At 39.5% G+C, this 23,641-nt stretch carries 21 protein-coding genes and 1 pseudogene; 6 read left to right on the forward strand and 16 right to left on the reverse strand.

Features of this window, described 5'->3' with window-relative positions; translation table 11 throughout:
* Positions 1-2: 2 nt before the first annotated feature.
* The 4 genes from sufU to sufC are packed head-to-tail and all read right to left on the reverse strand — an operon-like array spanning position 3 to position 3,769.
* Complete coding sequence (sufU, locus tag FC85_RS02150) at positions 3-467, reverse strand: Fe-S cluster assembly sulfur transfer protein SufU (protein WP_057863925.1); 465 nt, start codon at positions 465-467, stop codon at positions 3-5.
* The gene (locus FC85_RS02155; protein ID WP_057863926.1) at positions 448-1,692 is read right to left on the reverse strand and encodes a cysteine desulfurase; all 1,245 of its coding nucleotides are present in this window, start codon (positions 1,690-1,692) and stop codon (positions 448-450) included. Before FC85_RS02155 ends, sufU begins: the two co-directional genes overlap by 20 nt.
* Positions 1,685-2,959, reverse strand: a complete 1,275-nt coding sequence (gene sufD / locus FC85_RS02160) for a Fe-S cluster assembly protein SufD (RefSeq protein WP_057863927.1) — start codon at positions 2,957-2,959, stop codon at positions 1,685-1,687. The genes FC85_RS02155 and sufD overlap by 8 nt, the downstream gene beginning before the upstream one ends.
* 15 nt (positions 2,960-2,974) lie before the next feature.
* On the reverse strand, positions 2,975-3,769 hold the full coding sequence (gene sufC / locus FC85_RS02165; RefSeq protein ID WP_057863928.1) for a Fe-S cluster assembly ATPase SufC: 795 nt from the start codon (positions 3,767-3,769) through the stop codon (positions 2,975-2,977).
* Between the two features lie 284 nt (positions 3,770-4,053).
* Between sufC and FC85_RS02170 the strand changes: the two genes are divergently transcribed.
* Positions 4,054-4,284, forward strand: a complete 231-nt coding sequence (locus FC85_RS02170; protein ID WP_057863929.1) for a FeoA family protein — start codon at positions 4,054-4,056, stop codon at positions 4,282-4,284.
* A pseudogene (gene feoB, locus FC85_RS02175) lies at positions 4,284-6,277 on the forward strand (ferrous iron transport protein B). The gene FC85_RS02170 and the pseudogene feoB overlap by 1 nt, the downstream one beginning before the upstream one ends.
* Before the next feature lie 282 nt (positions 6,278-6,559).
* Here feoB and preA read toward each other — a convergent pair.
* From preA to FC85_RS02190, 3 genes are all read right to left on the reverse strand, one after another.
* Positions 6,560-7,828 carry an NAD-dependent dihydropyrimidine dehydrogenase subunit PreA gene (preA, locus tag FC85_RS02180; RefSeq protein WP_057863930.1) on the reverse strand — a complete coding sequence of 423 codons (1,269 nt, stop codon included), beginning with the start codon at positions 7,826-7,828 and terminating at the stop codon, positions 6,560-6,562.
* A complete protein-coding gene (locus FC85_RS02185) occupies positions 7,821-9,053 on the reverse strand; it encodes an FAD-dependent oxidoreductase (protein ID WP_057863931.1) in 1,233 nt (410 codons plus the stop codon). Before FC85_RS02185 ends, preA begins: the two co-directional genes overlap by 8 nt.
* Positions 9,054-9,556: 503 nt before the next feature.
* Positions 9,557-10,600 (reverse strand): zinc-dependent alcohol dehydrogenase family protein, encoded by a 1,044-nt coding sequence (locus FC85_RS02190; RefSeq protein WP_057863932.1) that lies wholly within the window; start codon positions 10,598-10,600, stop codon positions 9,557-9,559.
* A 364-nt stretch (positions 10,601-10,964) separates the two neighbouring features.
* Between FC85_RS02190 and FC85_RS02195 the strand changes: the two genes are divergently transcribed.
* From FC85_RS02195 to FC85_RS02205, 3 genes are all read left to right on the forward strand, one after another.
* Complete coding sequence (locus tag FC85_RS02195) at positions 10,965-11,363, forward strand: hypothetical protein (protein ID WP_057863933.1); 399 nt, start codon at positions 10,965-10,967, stop codon at positions 11,361-11,363.
* Positions 11,364-11,426: 63 nt separating this feature from the next.
* The gene (locus FC85_RS02200; protein ID WP_057863934.1) at positions 11,427-11,840 is read left to right on the forward strand and encodes a DUF805 domain-containing protein; all 414 of its coding nucleotides are present in this window, start codon (positions 11,427-11,429) and stop codon (positions 11,838-11,840) included.
* Between the two features lie 286 nt (positions 11,841-12,126).
* Positions 12,127-12,603, forward strand: a complete 477-nt coding sequence (locus tag FC85_RS02205; protein ID WP_057863935.1) for a TspO/MBR family protein — start codon at positions 12,127-12,129, stop codon at positions 12,601-12,603.
* Between the two features lie 113 nt (positions 12,604-12,716).
* On the opposite strand, the gene FC85_RS02210 is transcribed toward FC85_RS02205, so the two are convergent.
* From FC85_RS02210 to cobT, 4 genes are all read right to left on the reverse strand, one after another.
* Positions 12,717-13,115: a pyridoxamine 5'-phosphate oxidase family protein gene (locus tag FC85_RS02210; RefSeq protein ID WP_057863936.1), complete on the reverse strand. Its 399-nt coding sequence runs from the start codon at positions 13,113-13,115 to the stop codon at positions 12,717-12,719.
* 130 nt (positions 13,116-13,245) lie between these two features.
* Positions 13,246-13,998 (reverse strand): tyrosine-protein phosphatase, encoded by a 753-nt coding sequence (locus FC85_RS02215; protein WP_057863937.1) that lies wholly within the window; start codon positions 13,996-13,998, stop codon positions 13,246-13,248.
* The gene (locus FC85_RS02220) at positions 13,998-15,278 is read right to left on the reverse strand and encodes a hypothetical protein (protein ID WP_057863938.1); all 1,281 of its coding nucleotides are present in this window, start codon (positions 15,276-15,278) and stop codon (positions 13,998-14,000) included. Before FC85_RS02220 ends, FC85_RS02215 begins: the two co-directional genes overlap by 1 nt.
* 469 nt (positions 15,279-15,747) lie before the next feature.
* Positions 15,748-16,791, reverse strand: coding sequence for a nicotinate-nucleotide--dimethylbenzimidazole phosphoribosyltransferase (gene cobT, locus FC85_RS02225; protein ID WP_083484863.1), 1,044 nt, complete (start codon positions 16,789-16,791; stop codon positions 15,748-15,750).
* A gap of 247 nt (positions 16,792-17,038) precedes the next feature.
* Here cobT and FC85_RS02230 point away from each other — a divergent pair, with 247 nt between their 5' ends.
* Positions 17,039-17,386, forward strand: coding sequence for a hypothetical protein (locus FC85_RS02230; protein ID WP_057863939.1), 348 nt, complete (start codon positions 17,039-17,041; stop codon positions 17,384-17,386).
* A gap of 153 nt (positions 17,387-17,539) precedes the next feature.
* Here the strand turns inward: FC85_RS02230 and FC85_RS02235 are convergent, their stop codons facing one another.
* The 5 genes from FC85_RS02235 to FC85_RS02255 all read right to left on the reverse strand — a co-directional run bounded on the left by FC85_RS02235 (position 17,540) and on the right by FC85_RS02255 (position 23,629).
* Positions 17,540-19,204, reverse strand: coding sequence for a peptide ABC transporter substrate-binding protein (locus tag FC85_RS02235; protein ID WP_057863940.1), 1,665 nt, complete (start codon positions 19,202-19,204; stop codon positions 17,540-17,542).
* A 252-nt stretch (positions 19,205-19,456) separates the two neighbouring features.
* Positions 19,457-20,608 carry a CobW family GTP-binding protein gene (locus FC85_RS15355; protein WP_162255407.1) on the reverse strand — a complete coding sequence of 384 codons (1,152 nt, stop codon included), beginning with the start codon at positions 20,606-20,608 and terminating at the stop codon, positions 19,457-19,459.
* 26 nt (positions 20,609-20,634) lie between these two features.
* Positions 20,635-20,970, reverse strand: a complete 336-nt coding sequence (locus FC85_RS02245) for a hypothetical protein (RefSeq protein ID WP_057863941.1) — start codon at positions 20,968-20,970, stop codon at positions 20,635-20,637.
* A 278-nt stretch (positions 20,971-21,248) separates the two neighbouring features.
* Positions 21,249-22,259 (reverse strand): type I glyceraldehyde-3-phosphate dehydrogenase, encoded by a 1,011-nt coding sequence (gene gap / locus FC85_RS02250; protein ID WP_057863942.1) that lies wholly within the window; start codon positions 22,257-22,259, stop codon positions 21,249-21,251.
* 257 nt (positions 22,260-22,516) lie between these two features.
* On the reverse strand, positions 22,517-23,629 hold the full coding sequence (locus tag FC85_RS02255; protein WP_057863943.1) for an amidohydrolase: 1,113 nt from the start codon (positions 23,627-23,629) through the stop codon (positions 22,517-22,519).
* Positions 23,630-23,641 lie beyond the last annotated feature (12 nt).

Below are 23,641 nucleotides of genomic sequence, written 5' to 3' on the forward strand. Positions count from 1 at the left end.
TCTTACGCCCCCTTCTCATTAATATTTTTTTCACCTAGTAATACACGTTGCAACGCCCACCAAGCTAATGTTGCACATTTAATTCTTGCAGGAAAACTCATAATGCTGGACAAAATGGCAGCGTCTTGCAGTTGATCTAAATCAGTTTGAGAATGCGATTTGCCAATCACCATATCTGAAAAGGTTTTTGCCATATGCAACGCCTGACTTTGGGATTTTCCAATAACTGCATCCGTCATCATACTTGCTGAAGACTGACTAATCGTGCACCCATCCCCGGTAAATCCAATATCTTCAATCAAACCAGTTTTACTTAATTTAATTTCTATATTGATGACGTCGCCACAAGTCGGGTTCTTAATGGTAATTTTATTAGTCGTTTGACTTAGATGATGCTTGTGGTGAGGATGACTCGAATGATCTAAAATAACTTCTCGATATAATCCATTAAGCTTTGACAGCCCCATAATTAAAGAACTCCTTTGTATCTTTGATTGCCGACAATAATTTATCAGCATCTGTCTGGGTATTATATAGATAAAAACTGGCCCTAACCATAGCAACCTGCCCAAGTGTGTTCATTAATGGCTGAGCACAATGATGTCCTGCACGGACGGCTACACCGTCCATATCAAACGCGGTTGCAACATCATGTGGATGGATTCCCTGAATATTAAAGGCAATGACGCCTGTATGTCTGCTGGGATCATGTGGCCCAAATACCGTAACACCGTCAATTGCTACCAATTTTGGCAACACATAATCAACTAATTGCTGCTCATGCACCGTTACTTGCGCCATGCCAATCGTATTTAGATAATCAATCGCAATTCCCAAACCAATTGCGCCAGCAATATTTTGGGTACCAGCTTCAAATTTCCAAGGCAATTGAGTCCAAGTACTATCAAATAAATTAACAAAATCAATCATTTCACCACCATACTGATAGGGTGGCATCTCTTCTAATAATTGCCGTTTCCCATAGAGAACCCCGATGCCGGTTGGTGCCATCATTTTATGTCCGGAAAATACATAGAAATCAGCATCAAGATCTTGAACATCAACTTTAATATGGGGAACTGCTTGGGCACCATCACCAACTAAAATCGCCCCATGTTGATGGGCAAGTTCACCAATTTTCTTGAGAGGTGTGATTGTTCCCATTACGTTACTAGCATGAGTAATTGCAACAATTTTTGTCTGATCTGTTATTTGACGGGCAGCATCATCTAAATCAATTTCTCCATTTGGGGTTAACCCAATATACTTTAGTGTTGCCTTTTTTCGAAGTGCTAATTGCTGCCAGGGAATCAAATTACTGTGATGCTCCGTGATTGAGATCACAATCTCATCACCTTCATGAACGTTTTCTTCTCCATACGTACTTGCAACCAGATTTAGCCCGTCAGTAGCTCCCTTTGTGAAAATGACTTCAGCTGATTCGTCGGCATTAATAAATGTTTGCACTTTTTTTCGAGCTGCTTCGTATTTTAACGTAGCACGTTCTGCCAATGTGTGAACACCACGATGAACGTTTGCATTATCAGATCGATAGTAATCGGTCAGTGCGCTAATCACCTGATTTGGCTTTTGCGCTGTGGCAGCATTATCAAGGTAAGTCAACGGTTCTCCGTTGACTGTCTGCTGCAAAATTGGAAAGTCTGCTCGAAATTGATTAAATCCCTCAGCCATTTTTTAAGTTCCTTTCAATTATTTCAATTAACTGTTTTCTAACATTTTTCGATGGAATTGCAGTTAATACTGCACCTAAGAATCCCCGGATAACCAAATGTGACGCCGTTCTTTTATCGATCCCCCGACTCATAAGATAATACATTTGCTGCTGATCAACTTGACCAACACTGGCTGCATGACCTGCCAAAACATCATTTTCGTCAATTAATAAAATCGGATTGGCATCACCATGTGTTCCTGGTGACATCATTAAAATTCGATTTTCTTGTTCGGCATTTGCACCAGATGCACCATGGATAATGTCGCCAATCCCATTAAAAATCAATTCCGATTGCCCAAGTAACACTCCCCGCTGCAAAATATTCCCAACCGAATGTTTGCCACGATTCGTAATTTTGGTATTGATCCCGACTCGCTGATCCTTCCCAGTAATTGCAATGACCTTTGTGTCAGTTTTTGATCCTTCACCCACTAAATCCGTATCAGTTTGACCAATCGTGTTTCCCGCATTCATTAGACCAATTGTCCAATCAACCTCTGCATTATCTCTAACAAATGCTCTTCGGTTGAAGCTCACGGTTGTTCGTTGACTAAGCTCATCTAGTGACGTTAATTTAACCTCACTATTTTTCTCAGCAACAATCTCAACCATTGTATTAGCAAGACACCGATGGTCCCCACGCGTACTCAAATGTTGAGTAACAGCAAATTTGCTACTAGGTCCTGCAACAATTAAAAGATGTGAAACCAGTGGGACTTGTTTTTTACTATCTTGAATAATTTCCATTTCGACTGGTTGGTCAATCACTACGTTTTCAGGGACATATAAAAAGATCCCTGCATTCAAATGGGCCAAATGATAGCTAGTCAATTGATTCTCGTCTGCTTTAATCACATTCATGAAATAAGATTTTATCAATGCTGAATGTTGACGAAAAGCTGTAAAAATATCAGTTAAAATAACACCCTGACTAATCAATTTCTCCGGAAGATCGATTTTAAGCGTTTCATCAGCTAATTGGACGATTTTGGTAACAGTGGTCGAGGTTTCAACGGTTGGAGAGCTAAGTTGATGATTCGGATAATTTATCAATCGTGGCGTTAATTGCCATCCACGATAATCAAATCGTTGAAATTTTGGCAATGAAGCAGTTTTTGTATTTTCGAGTGCAACAACTTGTTCTTTAATTAACCAATCTGGTTCTTTTTGATCTTTAGCAAACGAAATTAGTGCTTCAATATCTTTACTCTTAATGGCTTGCATCTTTTCACCCTCCCTTTAATTATCATCCACTAGGGCGACGTTAATTCCCAAATCATCGCGTAATCCAGCATAACCCTCTTTTTCAAGAGTCTTGGCCAACTGCGCATCACCGGTTTTGACAATTCGACCCCCCATCATTACGTGAACAACATCAGGGGTAATATAGTTAAGCAGTCGTTGATAGTGAGTAATAATCAAAGAACCAAAGTTGGCACCACGCATCGAATTAACGCCTTTTGAAACAACTTTAAGTGCATCAATATCAAGTCCCGAATCAATTTCATCCAACAAAGCAAACTTTGGCTTGATCATTAGTAATTGAAGAATCTCATTGCGCTTCTTTTCACCACCGGAAAAACCTTCATTTAAATAACGCTCAGTCATCGATTCGTTCATATCCAATAACGCTAAATTTTCATCAAGCAATTTTAAAAATGACATAACTGAAATTTGATCATCGCTGGGTCGTCGTGCGTTAATTGCTGCCCTCAAAAATTCAGCATTGGTAACACCTTGAATTTCGGCTGGATATTGCATGGCCAAAAACAACCCTTTACGCGCACGCTCATCAACAGGCATATGAATAATGCTCTCACCATCCAGCAAAATATCTCCCTGGGTAACATGATAAGCAGGCTGCCCCATAATTGTCTGCGATAAAGTAGACTTACCAGTTCCATTCGGTCCCATAATGGCATGAATTTCACCAGTTGACATTGTTAAATTAACGCCTGTCAAAATTTCTTTGGACTCTTGATTTTCTTCATCTTCAACTTCGACATGTAAATCTTTTATTTCGAGTGTTGACATAATTTGACCCCCATTAGTCATTTTTTATTCCATAGGAATATTCCTTTTGTAATTATGTTTAGGATTGGTCGGCATATCCATGTGATTATATACGCATGTTATATTTCGTCTAAATATGCTTCTAATTAACTCCCAATGAGCTTAACTAAGCACGCTATTATTGTAATCCGGAATGATAGTCAATTAATATTAGGCATTCCCCTAATATTTCATAAATTGGTTGCATGTTAAACTATTAACGAATATTACGATAAAAATATTCCAAGTAGAAAGGTCTTGATTATATGCAATTATCTGTTGAAAAAGTCACCCATTCTCGATTTACTGTTCAGTCATTAAATCAATTAGATAGCCCCACAACCAGAAGACTCCACAGCCTTGGGATTCAATCCGGCAGTCGAATTGAAGTTGTTTCAGTCTACCCCTTCCATGGCCCGGTAGTTATCAAGATGGACCAACAACGGATTGCGCTTCGGTATCCTATTTTTAAATCACTCATAGGAGGAGACTCTTAATGACCACTGTGGCATTATTCGGAAATCCAAACACAGGCAAAACAACATTATTTAACGAATTAACAGATAAATACGCCTATGTCGGAAATTGGACAGGCGTCACCGTCGAAAAAAAATTGGTAAACTACGCCATTCCAAAACGACAGTCGTCGACCTACCGGGCATATATTCACTGAACCCAATCACAAAAGATGAAGATGTTGCCGTTGAATACCTACTAAACCACAAGCCAAGCCTGATTTTAAATGTGACCAACGCTAGTCAACTGAAACGAAATCTGTTACTCACAATTGAGCTATTAGAATCAGGAATACCGGTCGTGATTGCTTTAAATATGATTGATGATTTAAAAAAAACAGGCTCTGGTTATCACTTAACGACTCTGTCAGATCGATTACATTGTCAACTTACAACGACCAACGCCCGAAACAAGAAAGGAATCGGTCAATTACGCGAAGAGGTTCTTACAACGATTTCCGGATCATCGCAATTTCAAACACTCAAACTAAACTACTCAAATCAAGTTGAGGAAGGAATTTTTAAAGCAGTTAGTCAACTCACGACAAAATTTCAAATGACTGCCGATTTTTCCAGATGGATTACCATTCAGTTTATGAATAAGAATGAACCCATCAGGCAATATGCGGCGAAGAATAAACTGAAGCCACTGATTGATCAAGAGGAATTCTATGATCAGCAAAAATTTGAATCCCAAATTTTTGCAACAAGAATGACATTTATCGAAGAAACATTAAGGTCAGCGAGATTTCAAACAAAGTTCAAGTCATCAAACCAACTCACTAATCAAATTGATCGCATCGTTACTCATCCATTTTTAGGATTACCAATTTTTGCCGGAATTTTTTATCTGATGTTCAAACTATCCTTTGATTGGCTGGGGACGCCACTATCTGAGACATTAAATATATTCTTGAGCGGACCAGTTTCAAATTTCGCCTCACATTTTCTGATGACTATTGGTGCAATACCATTTTTAAGATCACTAATTGTTAATGGCATTATTGCGGGAGTTGGTGGCGTTTTAACATTCATTCCACAAATTTTTGTTTTATTTGCGTGTATCTCAATTTTAGAAGATTCTGGTTATATGGCCAGAGCGGCACTGGTCACGGATCGAATCATGCAATTAATCGGCTTAAATGGTAAATCATTTATTCCTTTAATTATCGGTTTTGGCTGTAATGTCACTGGAATTATGGTCGCCAGAACAATTGAGCAACCTAAGGAGCGATTAGTGACAACACTGATTTCACCATTTATGAGTTGTTCTGCTAGACTTCCAATCTACAGCTTGTTTGTTTCCGCTTTTTTCAATAAAAATCAAGCACTTATTGTATTATCACTATATTTCCTGGGAATTATTATCGCACTTATAATGGCAAAAATTTATCAAATGACGTTCAAGATAAAGGGTGATTCTGATTTTATTATTGAATTGCCTGAATATCATTTACCTAAATTGGATATCATTGCAAAAGGAACATGGGATAAAGGAAAAGGATTTATCAGAAAAGCTGGCACAGTTATTTTTGCAGGAACTGTCCTAATTTGGCTAATTTCTAATCTCAACTTTCAAGGTCCAACCCCCATGATTAATCATAGTTGGGCTGCATACCTTGGAAAGGCGCTGCTGCCATTATTCATTCCGATCGGTGTGACATCTTGGGAAATTGTGAGTGCATTATTGACCGGTATTGTTGCAAAGGAAGTTATCAGTTCAAGTATGATTGTTTTATTTCATTTATCCGCCTCTACTGATTTAATTGCCACTTTTAGCTCGCTGTTAACTCCCCTTTCTGCTTATAGTTTGCTAGTCTTCATTTTGCTTTATATTCCCTGCTTCTCCACGCTTGCTTCAATTAAGATTGAAACCGGTTCCATAAAGTGGTCATTTTATTCTGCAATTTCCAGTTTTGCCATTGCTTATACAATTGCGTTTCTAATCTATCAAGTTGGTTCTTTATTCATGTGAAAGGAGATTTTCAAAATGGTTTTAATTGCTAATTTTACTATTATAATTATCGTTATTTTATTTGCACTTTATCAGGTGATTAGCTTAATTCGATTATCTAAACAGGGGCGCTGCAAAGCCTGTCAGTATGAATGCGAAACCAAACGAGCGCTGCAAAATCACAAAAACGTAAATTCAAAGTAAAAACAGCCACCGGAGTCCCTGCACTTCGGTGGCTGTTCTTTGTGATTAAGAAAAGAGCCTAATAAGTTTATTCTATTCTTTGCCTCAACGTACTAGTGATTAATGAGTTAATCTGACTGATTCAATATCAACTTTCGAAGGATCACCCTTACGTCCAGGTTTCATTTCAATTTTACCAGTCGAAATTGCACCAACCGGGCAAACTAAATTACAGAGTTGACATCCAACACACTTACTATAATCAACAGATGGTCGACGAGACTTTTCATCCCAAGTAATCGCTTGATGAGCACCATCAAAGCAAGAAATGAAGCAACGGCCACAGCCAATACATTTATCCCAATCAATTTTTGGATAAACTTTGTAATCACGATCAAGATCTTCCGCTGGAATAATATTCTTGTTTGCCAAGCCGACTAAGTCTTTTAAGTGATCAACGCCTTGTTCTTCCATGTAATGCATCAAACCATTTTTCATATCTTCTACAATGCGATAACCATACTGCATAACCGCTGTAGTCACTTGTAATGTTGTTGATCCTAACAAAATGAATTCAACAGCATCTTCCCAGGTTTCAATGCCGCCAATTCCTGAAATAGCTAACTGTTCTAAACCAGCAGCAGCGCGCAATTGCTGAATGAATCGGAGTGCAATTGGCTTGACTGCTTTTCCTGAAAATCCAGAAATTGACGATTTACCATTCACGATAGGCAAGCAAACTTTTTTATCGAGGTCAACGTTGGCAATTGATTTAACCGTATTAATTGTCGCAATGCCATCGGCGCCACCGGCTAGGCTTGCCTTGACTGCAGGTATCATATCAGTAATATTTGGGGTCATTTTAGCCATCATCGGCAAGTCGGACCCCCGTTTAACAGCTTCACAGTACTTTTGAACAAGATCTGGATTAGTTCCAACATCTGATCCCATCTCATGGGAAGTCATTTGTGGACATGATAAGTTCATTTCAATCATATCTGCACCGGCTTCTGTTACCAAGCCTGCCAAATCTTCCCAATCCTGAGCATTAGTTCCCATGATTGATGCAATAACAATTTTTTGGGGATAATTTTTCTTAAGCTTCTTTAAGTCATCCAGATTTTCTTGAAGACTATGTTCAGCAATTTGTTCCATGTTTTTAAATCCAACAAACGGTGTTCCCTCTTTTGTTAATTCGTCAAATCGAGGTGATACTTCGTCAACTTCAAAATGTGCTGGACCGATTGTCTTAAAAACAACCCCACCCCAACCTTCGTCAAATGCTTTAGCACACATTTCGTAACAATTATCGACTGGTGATGAAGACAGGCAGAATGGATTTTCAAAATGGACACCCAGAAAATCAATTGATAAATCTTTATTAATCATTACTGCTACCTCCTAATACGCTGTCAATTTCTTCGGCAACTTCTTTTCCTTTGCGGACTGCCCAAACAACGGTCTTATCACCATGGGCAATATCACCAGTTACATATACCTGTGGATCCTCAGTGCGATAACCAATAAATGGAACCTCACCATGCTCGATCGTAATTCCTAATCTATCTGGATTAACCTGCTGGCCAACGGCCATAATAATTTTATCTGCTTTGATAGTTAACTTTGAATCAATTTTACGATGTTTAAAAGTTACTTCGTTACCATTAACCTTGTCAGGAATGTAGCCGTCAACAATTGTAACACCGGCATTCCTAGTACCGGCTAACTCTTTCTTGGAAGCCTTAAATTCATCAAACTCCTCGTAAACAACATCCGTCACATTCTTGACGGCAAGTCGCTTTAAGGTAGTTGAAACATCCATTGCAACATCGCCACCACCAATAACAACGATATTATCAGGTAGGGTTACCTTGCCTTTAGTCTGTTTAACATGGGCCAAAAAATCAACTGCCGATTCTGTAAACTTGTTGTTATCAAACATAGGTAACATTTTTGCTTCACTGGCACCAATTGCTAAAATAACAGCTTTGTAATTTGATTTTAAATCAGCCATCGTGATGTCCTCACCAATTGAGGTATCAAGATGAATGTTGGCCCCCATGTCCGTGATTCGTTTAACTTCATAATCAACAATATCACTCGGAAGTCGATATTCTGGAATTCCATATGTTAGATAGCCACCGGGCTTAGTATTTTTTTCGAAGATATCTACCGAATACCCCTTTTCAAGCAAAGTAACTGCTGATTGAAGACCAGCAGGACCACTACCGACAATCGCAATTTTTTTACCATTAGATTTACCCTTTTTTAAAATATGCATATCAACTTTTTGCTCAAAGTCGGTAACAAATCTTTGAATCCCACCAATGTCGATTGGAAAATCAATACCACTACGAGAACAGGCCAACTCACAATATTTTTCAGTTGGACAAACTCGTGCACAAATTGAGCCCAAGGCATTATTTTCACGGATTGTTTCAGCAGCACCCTTAAAATTTCTAAATCGGACACTTCTAATAAATTTTGCTGGATCGGTATGTGCTGGACAGGCCTTTGAACATGGGGCGTCGTGGCATAGAAGGCAACGAGCAGCTTCTTCAGCGACCGTGGTCATTGTGTAACCTGAATTTTCTTTTGTATAATCGTTAGTCATAGTCATGCTCCTCACTTTAAAAAGATAAGTTAAACTCAAATTTGCTGTATGGTATGTAATATCGGTAAACTGACTAGCAGCTAGCATAATAGTTGTTCAACCTTTCACACACTTTACAATCAAAAGATTATCATAGAAAAAATAATCTCTCAAAATTGCAATCGACAAATCATTACTTTACCTATGATATTCATGAGGATCATGTGCCCAATGAATATTAAATTTGTAAATACTGATATATAAAAGTGAATGGTACTATTTATTAATTTATATATTTTCAATAGCATATTGCGTCCAGACTGGATATTGTGTCAAAATGCTTTGAAAATCTCGGTCGCTTTTATAAAACTTAACGAATTATATTTATTTCGATATCCTTTTGGAATAGTATATTAGGAATTTATAGAGAAAATCATTTATTAAACCCATATTGAACAAGAAAAAGAACTGAAACAAAAAATACATGTCCCAGTTCCATTAATCCGATCTAATGACAATCAGTTTTAGTTACTTACAATCACCAATGATTTAATTGCTTCACGCTTAGCCATTGCTTGATAAGCGTCATCAATTTGATCAAGCCCAAATCGTTTCGTAAAGACTTTTCCAGGATGAATATCACCGTCTAAAACCGCCTTCAACAAAATGCTTTTATCGTAAGTCGTTACTGAAGCTGGTCCTCCGGCAATACTAATGTTGCCATAAAACAAATCGGTTAAATCGACTTTAGGTTCATGAGGCAATCCAACCCGGCCAACAATCGCCCCCGGTCGACCAATCTTCATGGCCGTATCGTTTGATTGAGCCGAACCGACACACTCAAGAACGGCATCGACACCGGACTGGTTAGTGAGTTGTTGCACCCTTTTAACAGCTTCATCACCACGTTCAGCGACAATATCGGTTGCGCCAAATTCACGGGCAAGCTTCTGTCGGTCTTCGTGACGGCTCATTGCAATAATCCGCTTTGCACCACGCATTCGAGCAGCAATGACACCACACAGGCCAACTGCACCATCGCCGACAATGGCCACCGTGTCACCCGACTTAACATTGGCAACCCGAGCAGCATGGTATCCGGTTGCCATGACATCAGCCAACGTTAGTAACGAATTAAGCATCCCATCACTATAATCCTCAGGTTGACCTGGAATTTTAACTAACGCCCATTCACCATGCTGAAAACGGACATATTCGCCTTGATCACCGACACTAAAATTATCTGAATGGCTTTGACAGTCACCATCAAAGCCAGCTAAGCACGCAGCACAATGACCACAACCGTGGGTAAATGGTGCAATCACAAAATCGCCTGGTTTAACGGTGGTAATCGCATCACCCACCGAGTCAACAATGCCAATGGCCTCGTGACCACTATTCATTGAGTTGGCAGCTTTATCTTCCAATCCACGATATGCCCATAAATCCGAACCGCAGACACACGCCCGGACAACGCGGAGAATAACATCGTCCTCAGCTTGAATCGTTGGCTTATCAGTATTCTCAATTTCAACTTTTCCTGGTTTTACAAATAATGTTGTTTTCATTCTTGATAGCTCTCCTTTAATTAATTAGTGACAGGGTTAGGAAGTGGGAACAACAGATATGCCAATTCATTGAACCCAGTATCTCCTAACACATTCAGTTTATCTTTACAAAGTCACCCTATCTAATACTTTCAGCACATCTACTGTAATAACTGAAAGTTATCCTTGCTCACCAGCCAACAAGTATGCGGTTTGCCTGATTGACTATTTTTCGTCCTGACGTGCCATTAATGATTCATAGCTGAATTGCTAATCATTTCCAAACGAATTTAACAATTAAATTGATCAATCATATGCTAATAGAAGCAATTACTTAATGCGCTAACATTTTCAAGGAAATTGTTTTTAAAGGAGACGTCAAATAATGAAGAAAGCCGCTAAATTACTTATCCTTACTACGCTCACCCTGTCAGCCTTTGCAGTGACACCACTATCAGCAAAGGCTGCCCAACAATCAAGTTCACGGACAAACGCGCTGGGATCTGTGACTCTTTTTGTAACCAAACACCAAATTTATCAAACACCAAAACTCGTTCATTCTAATAAGAGCCATTTTATTCTCTATAACGCTCACCTCTTTGATCATTCAAAAAAAGTGACGTTTACGCCCATTAGTTTTACGAATAATGTTACCAAGACGCATACCACTTACAAAATAACCAAAAAGATTGACACTAAAAATGTCCATTGGCTTTATGTTCAAAAACACGGTTGGATTATGGACGATGCCACTTTAATCTCAGGCAAAGCAGCTCACAAATAAGTAATTGGGATCACTTGGCCTCAAAATAATGTCAAACGCATTTGATCCAAGAAAGGAATAACTATGATTCGCAGCTACATAGAATTTTGGACGACGGCATTCGTCTTTACCGGCAAAGCCACTCGCTTACAGTATTTTATCCCATGGATAATTAACACAGGCATTTTTGAAACGTACTGTTTTGTCACCCATCAATGGCGATCTGGATTACTGCTCCAACCCCTCAAGTGTCACCTCGGGATCATCCCAGATTCTATCTGGCACAGCATTTTGCTTTTGTTATTTTTTACATTTATTGTGTTTGTAGGAATCGCAGACTTTACGCTAAGAGCTCGTCGTTTTCATGATGTTGGGATCAGCAATTGGCTGGTCTTAGTCAGTCTTATTCCAATTCTTGGCCCAATCATCGTTTTGCTTGTAACTGTGGCACCTTCAAGAGCAGATTTACGTTGGCCGATTAATCAATCAGAAATGTAATGACCACGGGTGTTGCATCATGTTTTTATTAGGATTAATATGATTATAACCAATCTAATATCAGAGCCAGTTAGAAACTGACAAAAATCAGCTTTTGATTGGATCTTTTTCGTTACACTAGGAACAAAACCCCAAAATCGTCATTGTTATTATCGGCGTAATCAGGACACCAACATCAAAATTTAATCATTGTCATATCACCAATCTGAAAATAATACCTCGAAGCGTCAAATTTTGGCTCAGTCGGTACATTTGCTACGATAGATTTACAAAGGGAGGCGATTTGATGCAATCAGGAAAGATTAAGAATTTCGGAATCATGGTCGGATCGATTGTCGGAATCGAGGGCTTGGGAATTCTTTCATCATTGCTTGCTGGAGACATTAAGACCGTTTACCATGATTTGGCATTACCGCCATTTTCACCACCTGACGTTGTTTTTGGCATTATTTGGCCAATTTTATATCTGCTAATTGCCATTTCAGGTTATTTAATTTATCGATCGGCTCACTCGCTTCGAACTCCGAATCTGATTATTTTTTATTCTCAACTCCTATTAAATTTCATCTGGAGTATTATCTTCTTCAACGGTAACCTCTATTGGATCGGGTTGATTATTATCCTAATGATGGACCTGCTGGTTGGGATTTGTATGGCTCAATTTTACTCAGTAAGCAAAGCCGCCGGTATTCTACTTATTCCTTATTTTCTATGGCTTTGTTTCGCCACCTACTTAACCCTTGGCGTGGCACTTTTAAATTAAAAATCCGAAGAAATTGGCTGTCTCAAAAATTTTTCGAACATGAAAAATGCCGCCAAAATTAAAGTAGTCACTTTAACTTTGACGGTATTTTTATTGCTTCAGTTTTTTAACCGTTATTCCTCAAAAATCTTGCCGGCTTTAGGTCCTGGATCCAACGTCCAAATCTTTTCAATGGTAATAATCCCAGCAGCTTTAGGAACAGGAAACTTTCCGGTCGCCCATTCTTTGGCTTGCTCATAATAAGGACCATCAGTATAGAGCTTCGCCGGACCACCAAAACGAAATCCCTTTAAAGCTTTTGCGTTGGCAGTTGCCACAATTGCCCTGCCATTATTATTAATATTGGCTTGGGTCTGACCACCTGTCATTTCATTATAAATTAAATGTTCATCATCTAAGACCCGCATTGAAATTTTAGGACCAACATCCGGATTACCTTCGCCATCAACAGTGGCAATGTACGATAATTCACCGGCAATCATGTCTTTCATTGCTTGATTTAATTTAGCCATAATAAAACTCCCCTTTTAAATTTAAAACATGCCTCGACAACTCATTATCGATGACACACTTCACTTAAGTAAGGTCATTTTAGTGCCAGTTGTCACTTCAAGCAATCATTTGAACTCGGAAGTTAACTCATCAAAAAGATTCGGTGACATATAAAGATCGTAGCTGATCGACGTAACCAGGTTCTAACTGAAGCCCCTCACGCAAATATGTCTCAAATTGACCATATTCACGCTTAACTGTATCAAAAAAATGTGCTAAATAACTACGATCAACAACTAATGCTTTTGCCATGGCGTGCTGCTGTGCCGCGGTCATTTTGTCTGCCAATTGGTTAATGAGCTGGGCATTCGCTTTTTTTCGTAATTGATTAGTCAGTAAATAATCATCAAAAATCGTTTTTTCACTGGCACCAAGCATTTTTAAAATAACGGCAGCCGCAATTCCGGTCCGATCCTTGCCAGCAAAACAATGGAAATAAGTCGGCTTGGGGTCCTCAACCAATTCTTCAAAAAATTGGTGATAACCCTTTTGAGCCGAATCACTCGTTACCAACTGAGCGTATGTTGCCAACATGACTTGACTGATATCACCGGCATTGCTGATCATTCCTTGAATACTGACCCCACTCTTCTTGGCATCAACCAACACATCAATTGGTTGATAAATGACGCCGGGCCAAATTGTGTCAGGAAACTGTTTGGCTTCATCCAAGCTGCGGAAGTCGACAACTCTGGCAATGTTTAAATCATCTTCTAAGAATGTGACCTGGTCTGATGATAAATTATCAATTTGGCCGCCACGGTACAACAAGCCATTTTTCATTTTACCGTTAGCAACCGGATAACCACCCAATCCTCTAAAATTGGTTATTTCGACATCCATTATTGATTATCCTCCCTTTCAAATAACTGATATTCAGCACCGTATTTTGCCATAAAATCTGCTAACAGATCCGGATCCTGCTTAAGAACCGTGACTTCTGTCTGATCATCATCGTCAATTAAATTTTCCTTCATCCCATCAGTCAACGGCCAATAAGTCGCAACAAAGTCAGGTAAATTAATATCTGAAATATGCTGGGTCACATACCAATCAATAAACTGCTTCATTTGTTGCGTTTGTTTTTCAAATTCCTGAAGTTCCGCCTCAGATTCTTCAAGCTCTTGGTGTGCTTGCTCAATGGCTTCCTGACGTTCACCCGCATCAATCCCATACCAGGAGATTTCCCACAATAACCAGGTAAATCCCTGCCAAAATTGATCAACATCGGGAATAATCACATCCATTGCCATCAAATTATGATAGGATTCGAGATTGACACCACCAAATATCTCATGAGTTTGACGATCAGTTAACGTCGGATCCCAATTGTTACCTTGAAAATCTTCATCCTCATCAATTTGATTAACGAGCAAGTCAAATTGACGCGAAGTTGGCTTCTTTTGCTCAAGGTTTACGGATACTTTCAACATTTCACTAAGCTGATGCTGGAAGATTTGGCGAATTTCATCAACGTTATAATCTTGTTTAGTCAGACTAAATTCCTGAACTATTTGGTCAAAATGGTCAGCCTCTAATGCCGACTTAATCACTTCAGTCATTTTAAAATGCGTTTGCGGTAGTGCATACAAATATGTTGAGCCGTCAATCACAACAGTATGCTGATTATCGTTAGTTTCATTTTGATGAGCAAGCGGTGACCAATCAATCTCATAACTTTCAAAAGACCCATCTTTATACGCAAGGTCAATCGAGACAATATCCTGATAGGATTTAAACCGATCAAGACCATCGGGGCCGCCATATGTGTGAAGTTCACCAATTGTAGCTACCGTATCCTTAAAGATTAAAAAGAAACCAATCAGCTTAAATGGATCGTTTTCCCGATCAAAGGGATGTTGCAGAATCACCCTGGAAATAAATTTGGGATTTAAAACAATGGATTCGGCGTTTTCAAAAACCAATTCAACTCTTTTAAGTTTCTGCGGCTTCTTTGCATTCCCATTTTGATTAATCGTTTCAAAGGCGTTTAACGCGTCCTCTTGACTATGACGCAATCTGGTCGACTTTTTGTCGAAAAACTGCTGACTTAATCTTTGACTCAAAATATGATCTGCGACAAGTTGAGCAACTGAATGATTGCTTTTTTCCGAATTAGTCAAAACGATCCCTTCTTTCTCCGTTGGTTCAATACACATTATTCGAACAGTGGAACAATCTAATTTTACATAGTTTAAGACCATTTAACAACTATTATCAAGCGGTTTGACCTGCGTTGATAACAAGGGTTTCTAATTAAGAATGGACATGTATTCTGCTTAATCGGATTTAGTTTTCAGTTTAAATCTGTGAAAACTTATTTGGTTAAAACAGGACCCGGCCGTATAAGGACCCCGGCAAACATTCCAAGTTCAGAAATGGCTACTTTGCTAAAACGTGCGCCCAGCAAGCAGACCCCGGCCATATAAGCTAGTCAAGTCGGTATTCCAAATTCAGGAATGGGCTACCTAGTCGAAACGTGCGAAATGAGACTGATCCCGGCCGTATAAGGACCCCGGCAAACATTCCAAATTCAGGAATATTTGCCGGGGTCCTTATACTCTGGGATCAAAGCGTCTCATTTCGCACTCTTTAATTCTCATACTCGAACTTCAAATCCCCCAACGTATTCTCATTAGTCAGGATCGACTGCATGACATCCACTAATGACAGTGCCAGAACCGCACCACTGCCTTCGCCAACTGCCAAGCCCAAATTCAGTAATGGCTTCAGTCCTAAATAATCGAGTGCTTTCGCCGCTCCCTTTTCTTTAGACAAATGAGAAGCAATAAAATGTTTTGCAATTCCCGGATACATTGCCTCAGCCAATAACGCTGCTGCATCTGAAATAAAACCATCTAAAAATAATGGAATTCGATTTTCCGCTGCTGCCAACATCACACCAATTTTGGCACCAATTTCAAATCCGCCAACCTTGCTTAATACATCGATTGGGTCAGCCTTGTTCGGTTGTCGATTGGTCAAAACATCTTTAATAATTTGTTTTTTGTGCTCAAATTGCTTGGTTGAAATATCTGATCCTTTATCAACCACAACATCAACCGGTAATGATAACATTGTCGCAACAATTGCTGACGAAGCTGTTGTATTTCCAAGGCCAACCTCACCAATGAGCAGCATCTGATTTCCCTTTGAAATTGCGTCTTGCGCGATATCATAACCAACTTGAATGGATTTAACGGCATCTTGGCGACTCATTGCATCCTTCACTAATATATTATGAGTGCCGCGCTGGATTTTTCGATCAATCATTTTAGGGCTATGAGAATCGCCAAATAGACCAACATCAATCACTTCAACATTACAATGATTACTTTTAGCAACGGCATTCACACAAGCATATCCGTTTGCAACATTATCTGCTAAAACATTTGATATTTCTTGGGATGTTGCCGAAACCGCCTCTTGAACAACACCGTGGTCAGCAACAAACACCAAACAGGTCCGCTTAACAGTTTGGAGATCGATACGACCTTCAATTGCTGCCAGCTGATCAGCAAGCGCTTCAAGCTGACCCAGACCTTTAATTGGTTTGGACAAATTATCCAACTTTTCCTGCATTTGAAAACTTGCAGATTGGGAAATTGTGCTTAATTTTGGTTCGGAAACACTCATATTAAAGTTACCTTCCTTAATAAAATAGATAAAAAGCTCAACCGGTTTTTAAACGGTTACAATCCTCTTCATTATAAAGGGTGATGTCACAATTATTTTGTCTATTTAAATTAAAACGCTTCAAAAGAATCTGTTAACAGTTTGGCCAACAAAAATTATTGCGACTATGATTGTTTTTATGATTCATATTTACCTATAATATAGAGTAATAACAATTAATTAAATTCAATTACAGGAGATGCAAAAAATGACTATTAAACATGCCGCAATAATTGTCATCATGAGTGTTGGCTTAGGACTAGCCACCCAAGTACCACAAACCGCCAACGCAAGTTATGATACCCGGACAATTCCAACTGTATTTCGACACCGATGGTACGGTGAGAATCACCAGATTTATAATCAATTCACTGCTAAGCATGGTTACTATCACGTTGCCAATGACACGATCAGTTCCAAGGTCAAGCGAGTTAAAGTATATTCTGCCCACCATATTCGCGTTTGGTCAACGGATCTCCTTTCAGTAACATTGATTGTTAAAGGGCATACACTCGCTACATACACTGCCGGCCGGTGGACAAAGTGGCATCGATAGCAATCGATTGAAATATCGTCCGATGATCGTTGGCGTTTGATAATCGGACCCTGTTCATGGGGTGACCAAACAAGCGGATCGTCAAGTCAAAATGGCTTGGCGATCCGCTTGTTGTTTCGATACTTATCAAACATCGGTTATTAACCGATAAACCTATTTTGCGACATACACTCCCTTTAAATTAAACGATAAACCAGCACTGTTATAAACGATTCCCTTGATCTTTGGATTTCGCATTTGGGGAATGGTTGCTTGATAGATTGGTGCGACACCTTGGTCTTTCATAATTACCCTTGAGGCTGCAAGCATATCTTGCCAACGTTGTTGAGGTCGATTAGCATCAACCGAAGCTGACCGTCGAACTAATTTATTGTACTGTTTATTCGTCCAACCACCCTCGTTAAAGGTATTGTTCGATTGCAAAATTTGTAAGAACGTATACGGATCAGAATAATCCGCTCCCCAGTTTGAAACGAAAAAGTCAAATTGATGATGGGTTTGTCGTTGAATTAACGTCTTCAATAGAACCGAAGAAATGCTGATTTTTAAATTAGGCAGAATCTTTTCCAGTTGTCCTTGGACATAGGCCGCAGAATGTTTAGCCGCCGTTGTATCACCAGACAGAATTTGCAGACTAAGTGATTTTTTACCTAATTGTTTCAAAGCCTCTTTATATTTTGCCCGAGCCTTTGTCGGATTATATTCAATCCCGGTGCTCCCCTGCTTGGCTTCTTTGGTAAAGTCCTCGCCGGTCTTGGGATTATTGGCTAATCCAGGTGTCACAAACCCTTGAGCGGGAACTGACCCATCCGCCAACACATTTTTGGTGAATGACTGACGATCAATACAGTAAGCAAATGCTTGCCGTAATGCTTTATTCTTAAAAGACGGGCGCGTGCGCTGATTAAATTCAAGATAGAAGATTCGTGAATCCTTCAGAACATGCATATCTTTGTTATTAAGTTCATTCTTAACTTGTGTCCCGGACAAAGTGGCAACGTCCACCTGGCCACTCTGATATAAATTATAAGTTGTCGATGGATCCTTAATCACTTGATCGTTAATTTGTTTCAGATAAACGTGCTTCTTATCCCAATAAGATTGATTAGCAACTAGTTGCCACTTATCGTTAGTCCCAGTCCAGCCTTTCATCTTAAATGGCCCATTATAAACGGTCTTTGATGCACTCGTGCCATATGCCTGACCGTATTTAGTCACAACTGATTGATTTTGTGGAAAGAATATTGGAAAAGCCATCAATAGCTTGAAATACGGAATAGGTCGCTCCAAGTTGACTCTCAATTGATAGTTTCCAAGCGCCTTAACCCCCAACGAACCGGCTTTGGCTTTATTAGCCTGAATTTTGTTGGCGTTCTTGATGCCGTCAAATATGTAACCATATTGGGAGGCCGTCTTGGGGTTGATTGTCCGTTTCCAACTATAGACAAAATCCTTAGCGGTTACGGGATCACCATTACTCCATTTAACGCCCTTTCGAAGTGTAAATGTATATGTTTTTCCATTTGAAGACACTTGAGTCTTTGTCGCAATTGCCGGGATTAATTTATGATTCTTCCCTAACCGGTATAGTCCCTCATCTGTATTACCAACCATTGTAATATCAATTGGCTCGGTTATTTTTGAAGGATCCATGGTTGTTAATTCTGTTGTCTCAGACCAGTTCACAGTTTGCTTTGCGGCCATATTTGCCTTTAAATGACCATCATTTTCACTGCCACCAGACGATTTTTGACCACAACCGGCAAGCAGTAACGCGCTTACAGCAACACCCCCGACAATAAATCCAATCTTCTTCATAATTTTTCACCATGCCCCTTCTCATTGTATAAAAATCAATTAACTTTATAAATATTAGGATAAAGATAAGTAATGAGACTGTCAATAAGTATTTTAATTAAATGAGATTGAGATGAGAATTAGACCACTTTCACTTTTTATCTAACACTTTCTTAAATAAGCTGCTTAGCTGGTTTAAGTAACACAAAAGAAGCCCAAAATAGTAAAATTAGCGTCTGGACTTCTTTTTTGAATTAATGATCACTTATTTTATTATTCATGCTTAAGTTTAAATGGATCATCCCGTGAATCAACAACCTCGTCTTCGCGGACCAAGCAATGATCCAAATCACGAATGATTGCTTGCTTATCCATGTTTTGACCAATAAAGACCAGTTCGATCACGCGATCGCCAAATCGGTTATCCCAGATTTCTCGCAAATTTTTTCGGACCGTAAACATCTTTTTAATCTCCCAGTCCTTCAAAGTTGCCACCCAGTATCCGGACGGAATAATGTCCATTGCGCGACCGGATTGTGAAATGTTGAAGACTCGGGCTGGTTGGGTGATCAGCCACATCACGCCCTTACAACGGGTAATTGTTGGCGACCAGTGATCCAAGAAATGATTGAATCGCTGAGGATTAAACGGCCGGCGCCGACGGTAAACAAAGGACTCAATTCCAAATGTTAAATCATGTCGTTCTTCAAATTGACTTAAATCATCAGATCGATCATAGTCAGCCAGTTCAGTTTCTTCATTGAATAGATGTGTATTGATCACCTGGTTAACCGGCACAATCGCAAACTTCGCTTCTAAAAAATGGGCATGGGACTGGAGCTGGCGAACAAACTTTTCCAAATAATCTTGCTGATTAGGTGTTAATAAATCAGTTTTATTGAATAACAAAACATCACAAAATTCAATTTGATTAATAATCAGTTGATTACTTTGCGTAAAATCCTGATTGTATTCACCACGCCCTGGAACAAATTGCTGCAAGACGCGAAAGCCATCAACAATTGTCACGTTAGTATCCAATCGGCAAATTTTGTCTAAGGGCCGGCCATCCGTATTCTCACCTCTTGAAACGAATTTCGCAACCATGTCAGGTTGAACCACTCCGGATGATTCGATCAAAATTAAATCAACATCGCCTGAATCAGCCAACCGATAAATTGCATCAATTAGGCGTTGCTGCAACGATCCACTAATACTGCCATTTGTGAGGGCCACCAACCGATCTGCTTTTGAAAAATAAGGACTTTTTTGAATCGTTTTTTCATCAACATTAATAGCCGCCAAGTCATTCACAATGATACCAACTCGGCGCTGTTCCTTACACTTTAATAAATGTAAAATCAGCGTTGTTTTGCCTGCACCTAAATAACCGGAAATTACTGTAACGGGAATTCGTTTATCCAAGAAACCATCCTCCCTATCATTGCAAATTAACTGATAAATAATTCTTGAATTTGAACCGGAGTCAAATCACTGGGAATGGAAGGGTGAGCAATGTAAAGAGCACCTTTATCATTTTGCTTGATTGGATAATTGGATAAAACGGTTGTCACGCCATCCAATGAGTTAAGCAAAATCTTAATACCCCGACGGGATTCTTGATATAACGTCATATTGTCACCATTATGATGCAGATACATTTCCTCATCTTTGACAGGGTCGTCTACAGTTCGTGCCAGAACGCTCTGGTTGCCAAGAAAAACCATTCCATAAATTAAATCCTGATACTTTTCTTCATTCGGCCGACCAATTTCATATGATGCCATGATAAAACCTCCAACTTCTTTAAATAGTATTGATTACTATTTAAAGATAACACATTTTACTCATTTTGTTAGCTAAATTTTTAAAATGACCTTCAAGTAGTTCACAATTCGTAAAATCAAAAGAGAGTGGGACGAAAGCCGGTTATCCTCTGGAGGTTGCCTTTTGGTACACTTTTCCACTCGGTAATAATCGTGATTATACAAAACGGGGCTGGGACAAAATTACTTTTGTCCCAGCCCCGATTACATTTTTTTACTTAAAAAAATGGTTTAGTTTATTATTTTTCGCCGAATGCCTTAGCAGTTCGAACCATGTTTGAAACAAAACCATATTCATTGTCATACCAAGTTGCGGTCTTAACAATTTGAAAATCGCCATTCGTGGTAACTTCGGTTAACGTTGGGTCATAGACTGCCCCGTGGGTATCACCGATAATATCTGATGATACAATTTCGTCATCGTTCCAGCCAAACGAGTCATTATTTTCAGTGTAAGGCTTAATCGCAGCATTAATTTGATCCGCTGTAACGCCCTTAGTCTTCAAAACAGTCACTAATTCACAAATTGAACCATCAATGACAGCCACTCGCTGTGCATGACCATTTAAATGACCATCCAATTCAGGAATAACCAAGCCAATTGCTTTAGCAGCACCAGTGGAATGAGGAATCGTATTAGCAGAAGCGGTTCGGTTAGGACGAGCTTTCTTCCCTTTAGGACCGTCAAGAATCATTTGTGAACTCGTAAAGGCATGAATGGTTGTCATCGTGCCCACTTCAACGCCAAATTCCTTGTTCAGATAATAGGCTAATGGCGCCAACGCATTAGTCGTACATGAGCCGGCCGAAACAATCTGGTCGTTGGCGTCCAAAGTGTCATCATTGACACCATAAACAATCGTCTTCATTGGACCTGCGGGTGCTGAAATTAAGACTCGTTTAACACCGGCATCAAGATGGGCTTGAGACTTTTCTTTCGAAGTATAGAAACCGGTACATTCAAGAACCAGCTCAACACCATCGTTTTTTACCCATGGAATTTGGGAAGCATCACGTTCTGCATACACACGATATTTATGACCATCAACAATAATTGAATCATCTGTGGCACTTACATCGTATGGTGAGGTGCCGTGAGTTGTGTCATATTTAAAAAGATATGCCAACATTGACGGCGTTGTTAAATCATTAATCGCAACAACTTCAATATTAGGATCGCCAACTTCTAAAATTCGTCGAAGAATTAAACGACCAATTCGACCGAAGCCATTAATTCCAATTTTTACCATATTAATGTTCCTCCCTAGAATACAAATCAGATATCTACAGAAACGATTCAAGTTGAAGCGTACTTTGAAGGCGCCTTTCAAAACGCTTCCCAACTTCATCGAAAACAGTATATGCCCAAAATGCATTTTATCAAAGCAATTAGACTTCAAGAGGCAGCTGCGTCAACATGGAAAATTGTTAATGAATTAGCCGTAATCTCAATAAAAAAGTTCTTTCACACAAATCCGACTTTCATTGTCCCTTTGAACCCTTTCACTCACTTAGTCACCCGAACAGCGTCGATCATCATTCGCGCACCAGCCAAAATTGCATCGTGGTTAAAGGTCATTGCCGGAATGTGCAAACCAGGCTTCAGCCCACAGCCAAGACCCAGCATCGTGGAATTTTTTGCTGCTTTGTCATAAGCATAAAAATGAAAATCATCCCCACCCGGTGTCACAACCGGCTCAACTAATCCTGACTGCCCCAAAACATTTACAATAGCCGTTTTCATGTTTGCAATTGCCTTTTCACTTGGAATGGCAGCTGGTGAAAAGTCGTTACCATCGATGGTGATTTGGATGCCGTCTTTTTCAACCCCTTTGAGGATTGCAAAAATTTTCTCCTGAAGGACTGCCATCAATTCGTTGGTTCGAGTACGGTAATCAAGTGCAAATGTCCCGTTATCCGGAACGATATTAGACGATTCACCGGCATGAAACATCGTCGCAGTTACTGAATAGGGTTCGGCAGTATCCAATGAAATTTGTCGAAGTTGTTGGTTAATTTCGCTAAATGCATCAATCACATTGGCGCCCAATTGTGGCTTACCGGCATGGGCGGTTCGCCCTTTGATGGTTACCCATAACGTCCTAGTGGCCGCATCTAAAATAATTGGTTCGGCTTGGTGGTCGGCGACTTCCGATTCCGGGCAAACGTGTAACCCATACAAATAATCTAATTTACCAAGCTTGCCACTTTTAATCACTTTTTCGGCACCAGTCACTGTTTCTTCGGCAGGCTGAAAAATTAATTTTAAAGTCCCGGAAAGTTCCTGCGGATTTTCCTGAAAATACCTTGCAACCGCCAAAACAATCGTCATATGCGCATCATGCCCGCAAGAATGAAAGACACCTGTTTTTCCTTGATAGTGTTGCTTCAAAGCATCAATATCAGCCCGCATACCGATTACCGGATGTCCGCTTCCCAATGTTGCAATCAAACCAGTCATGTGATCAAAACGCTCATAGGTAATCCCCATGTTATCAAGTTCCCCAGCAAGGTATTCAGTTGTTTTCACCTCATTAAAGGCAGTTTCAGCGTTGGCATGCAAATAATCAAAATCCCGTTTCATTTGTGATTGGTTCAATTTAATTTTAGTTTCTATCATGACTGATTCCTC

Source organism: Lentilactobacillus diolivorans DSM 14421, assembly GCF_001434255.1.
Lineage (GTDB): Bacteria > Bacillota > Bacilli > Lactobacillales > Lactobacillaceae > Lentilactobacillus > Lentilactobacillus diolivorans.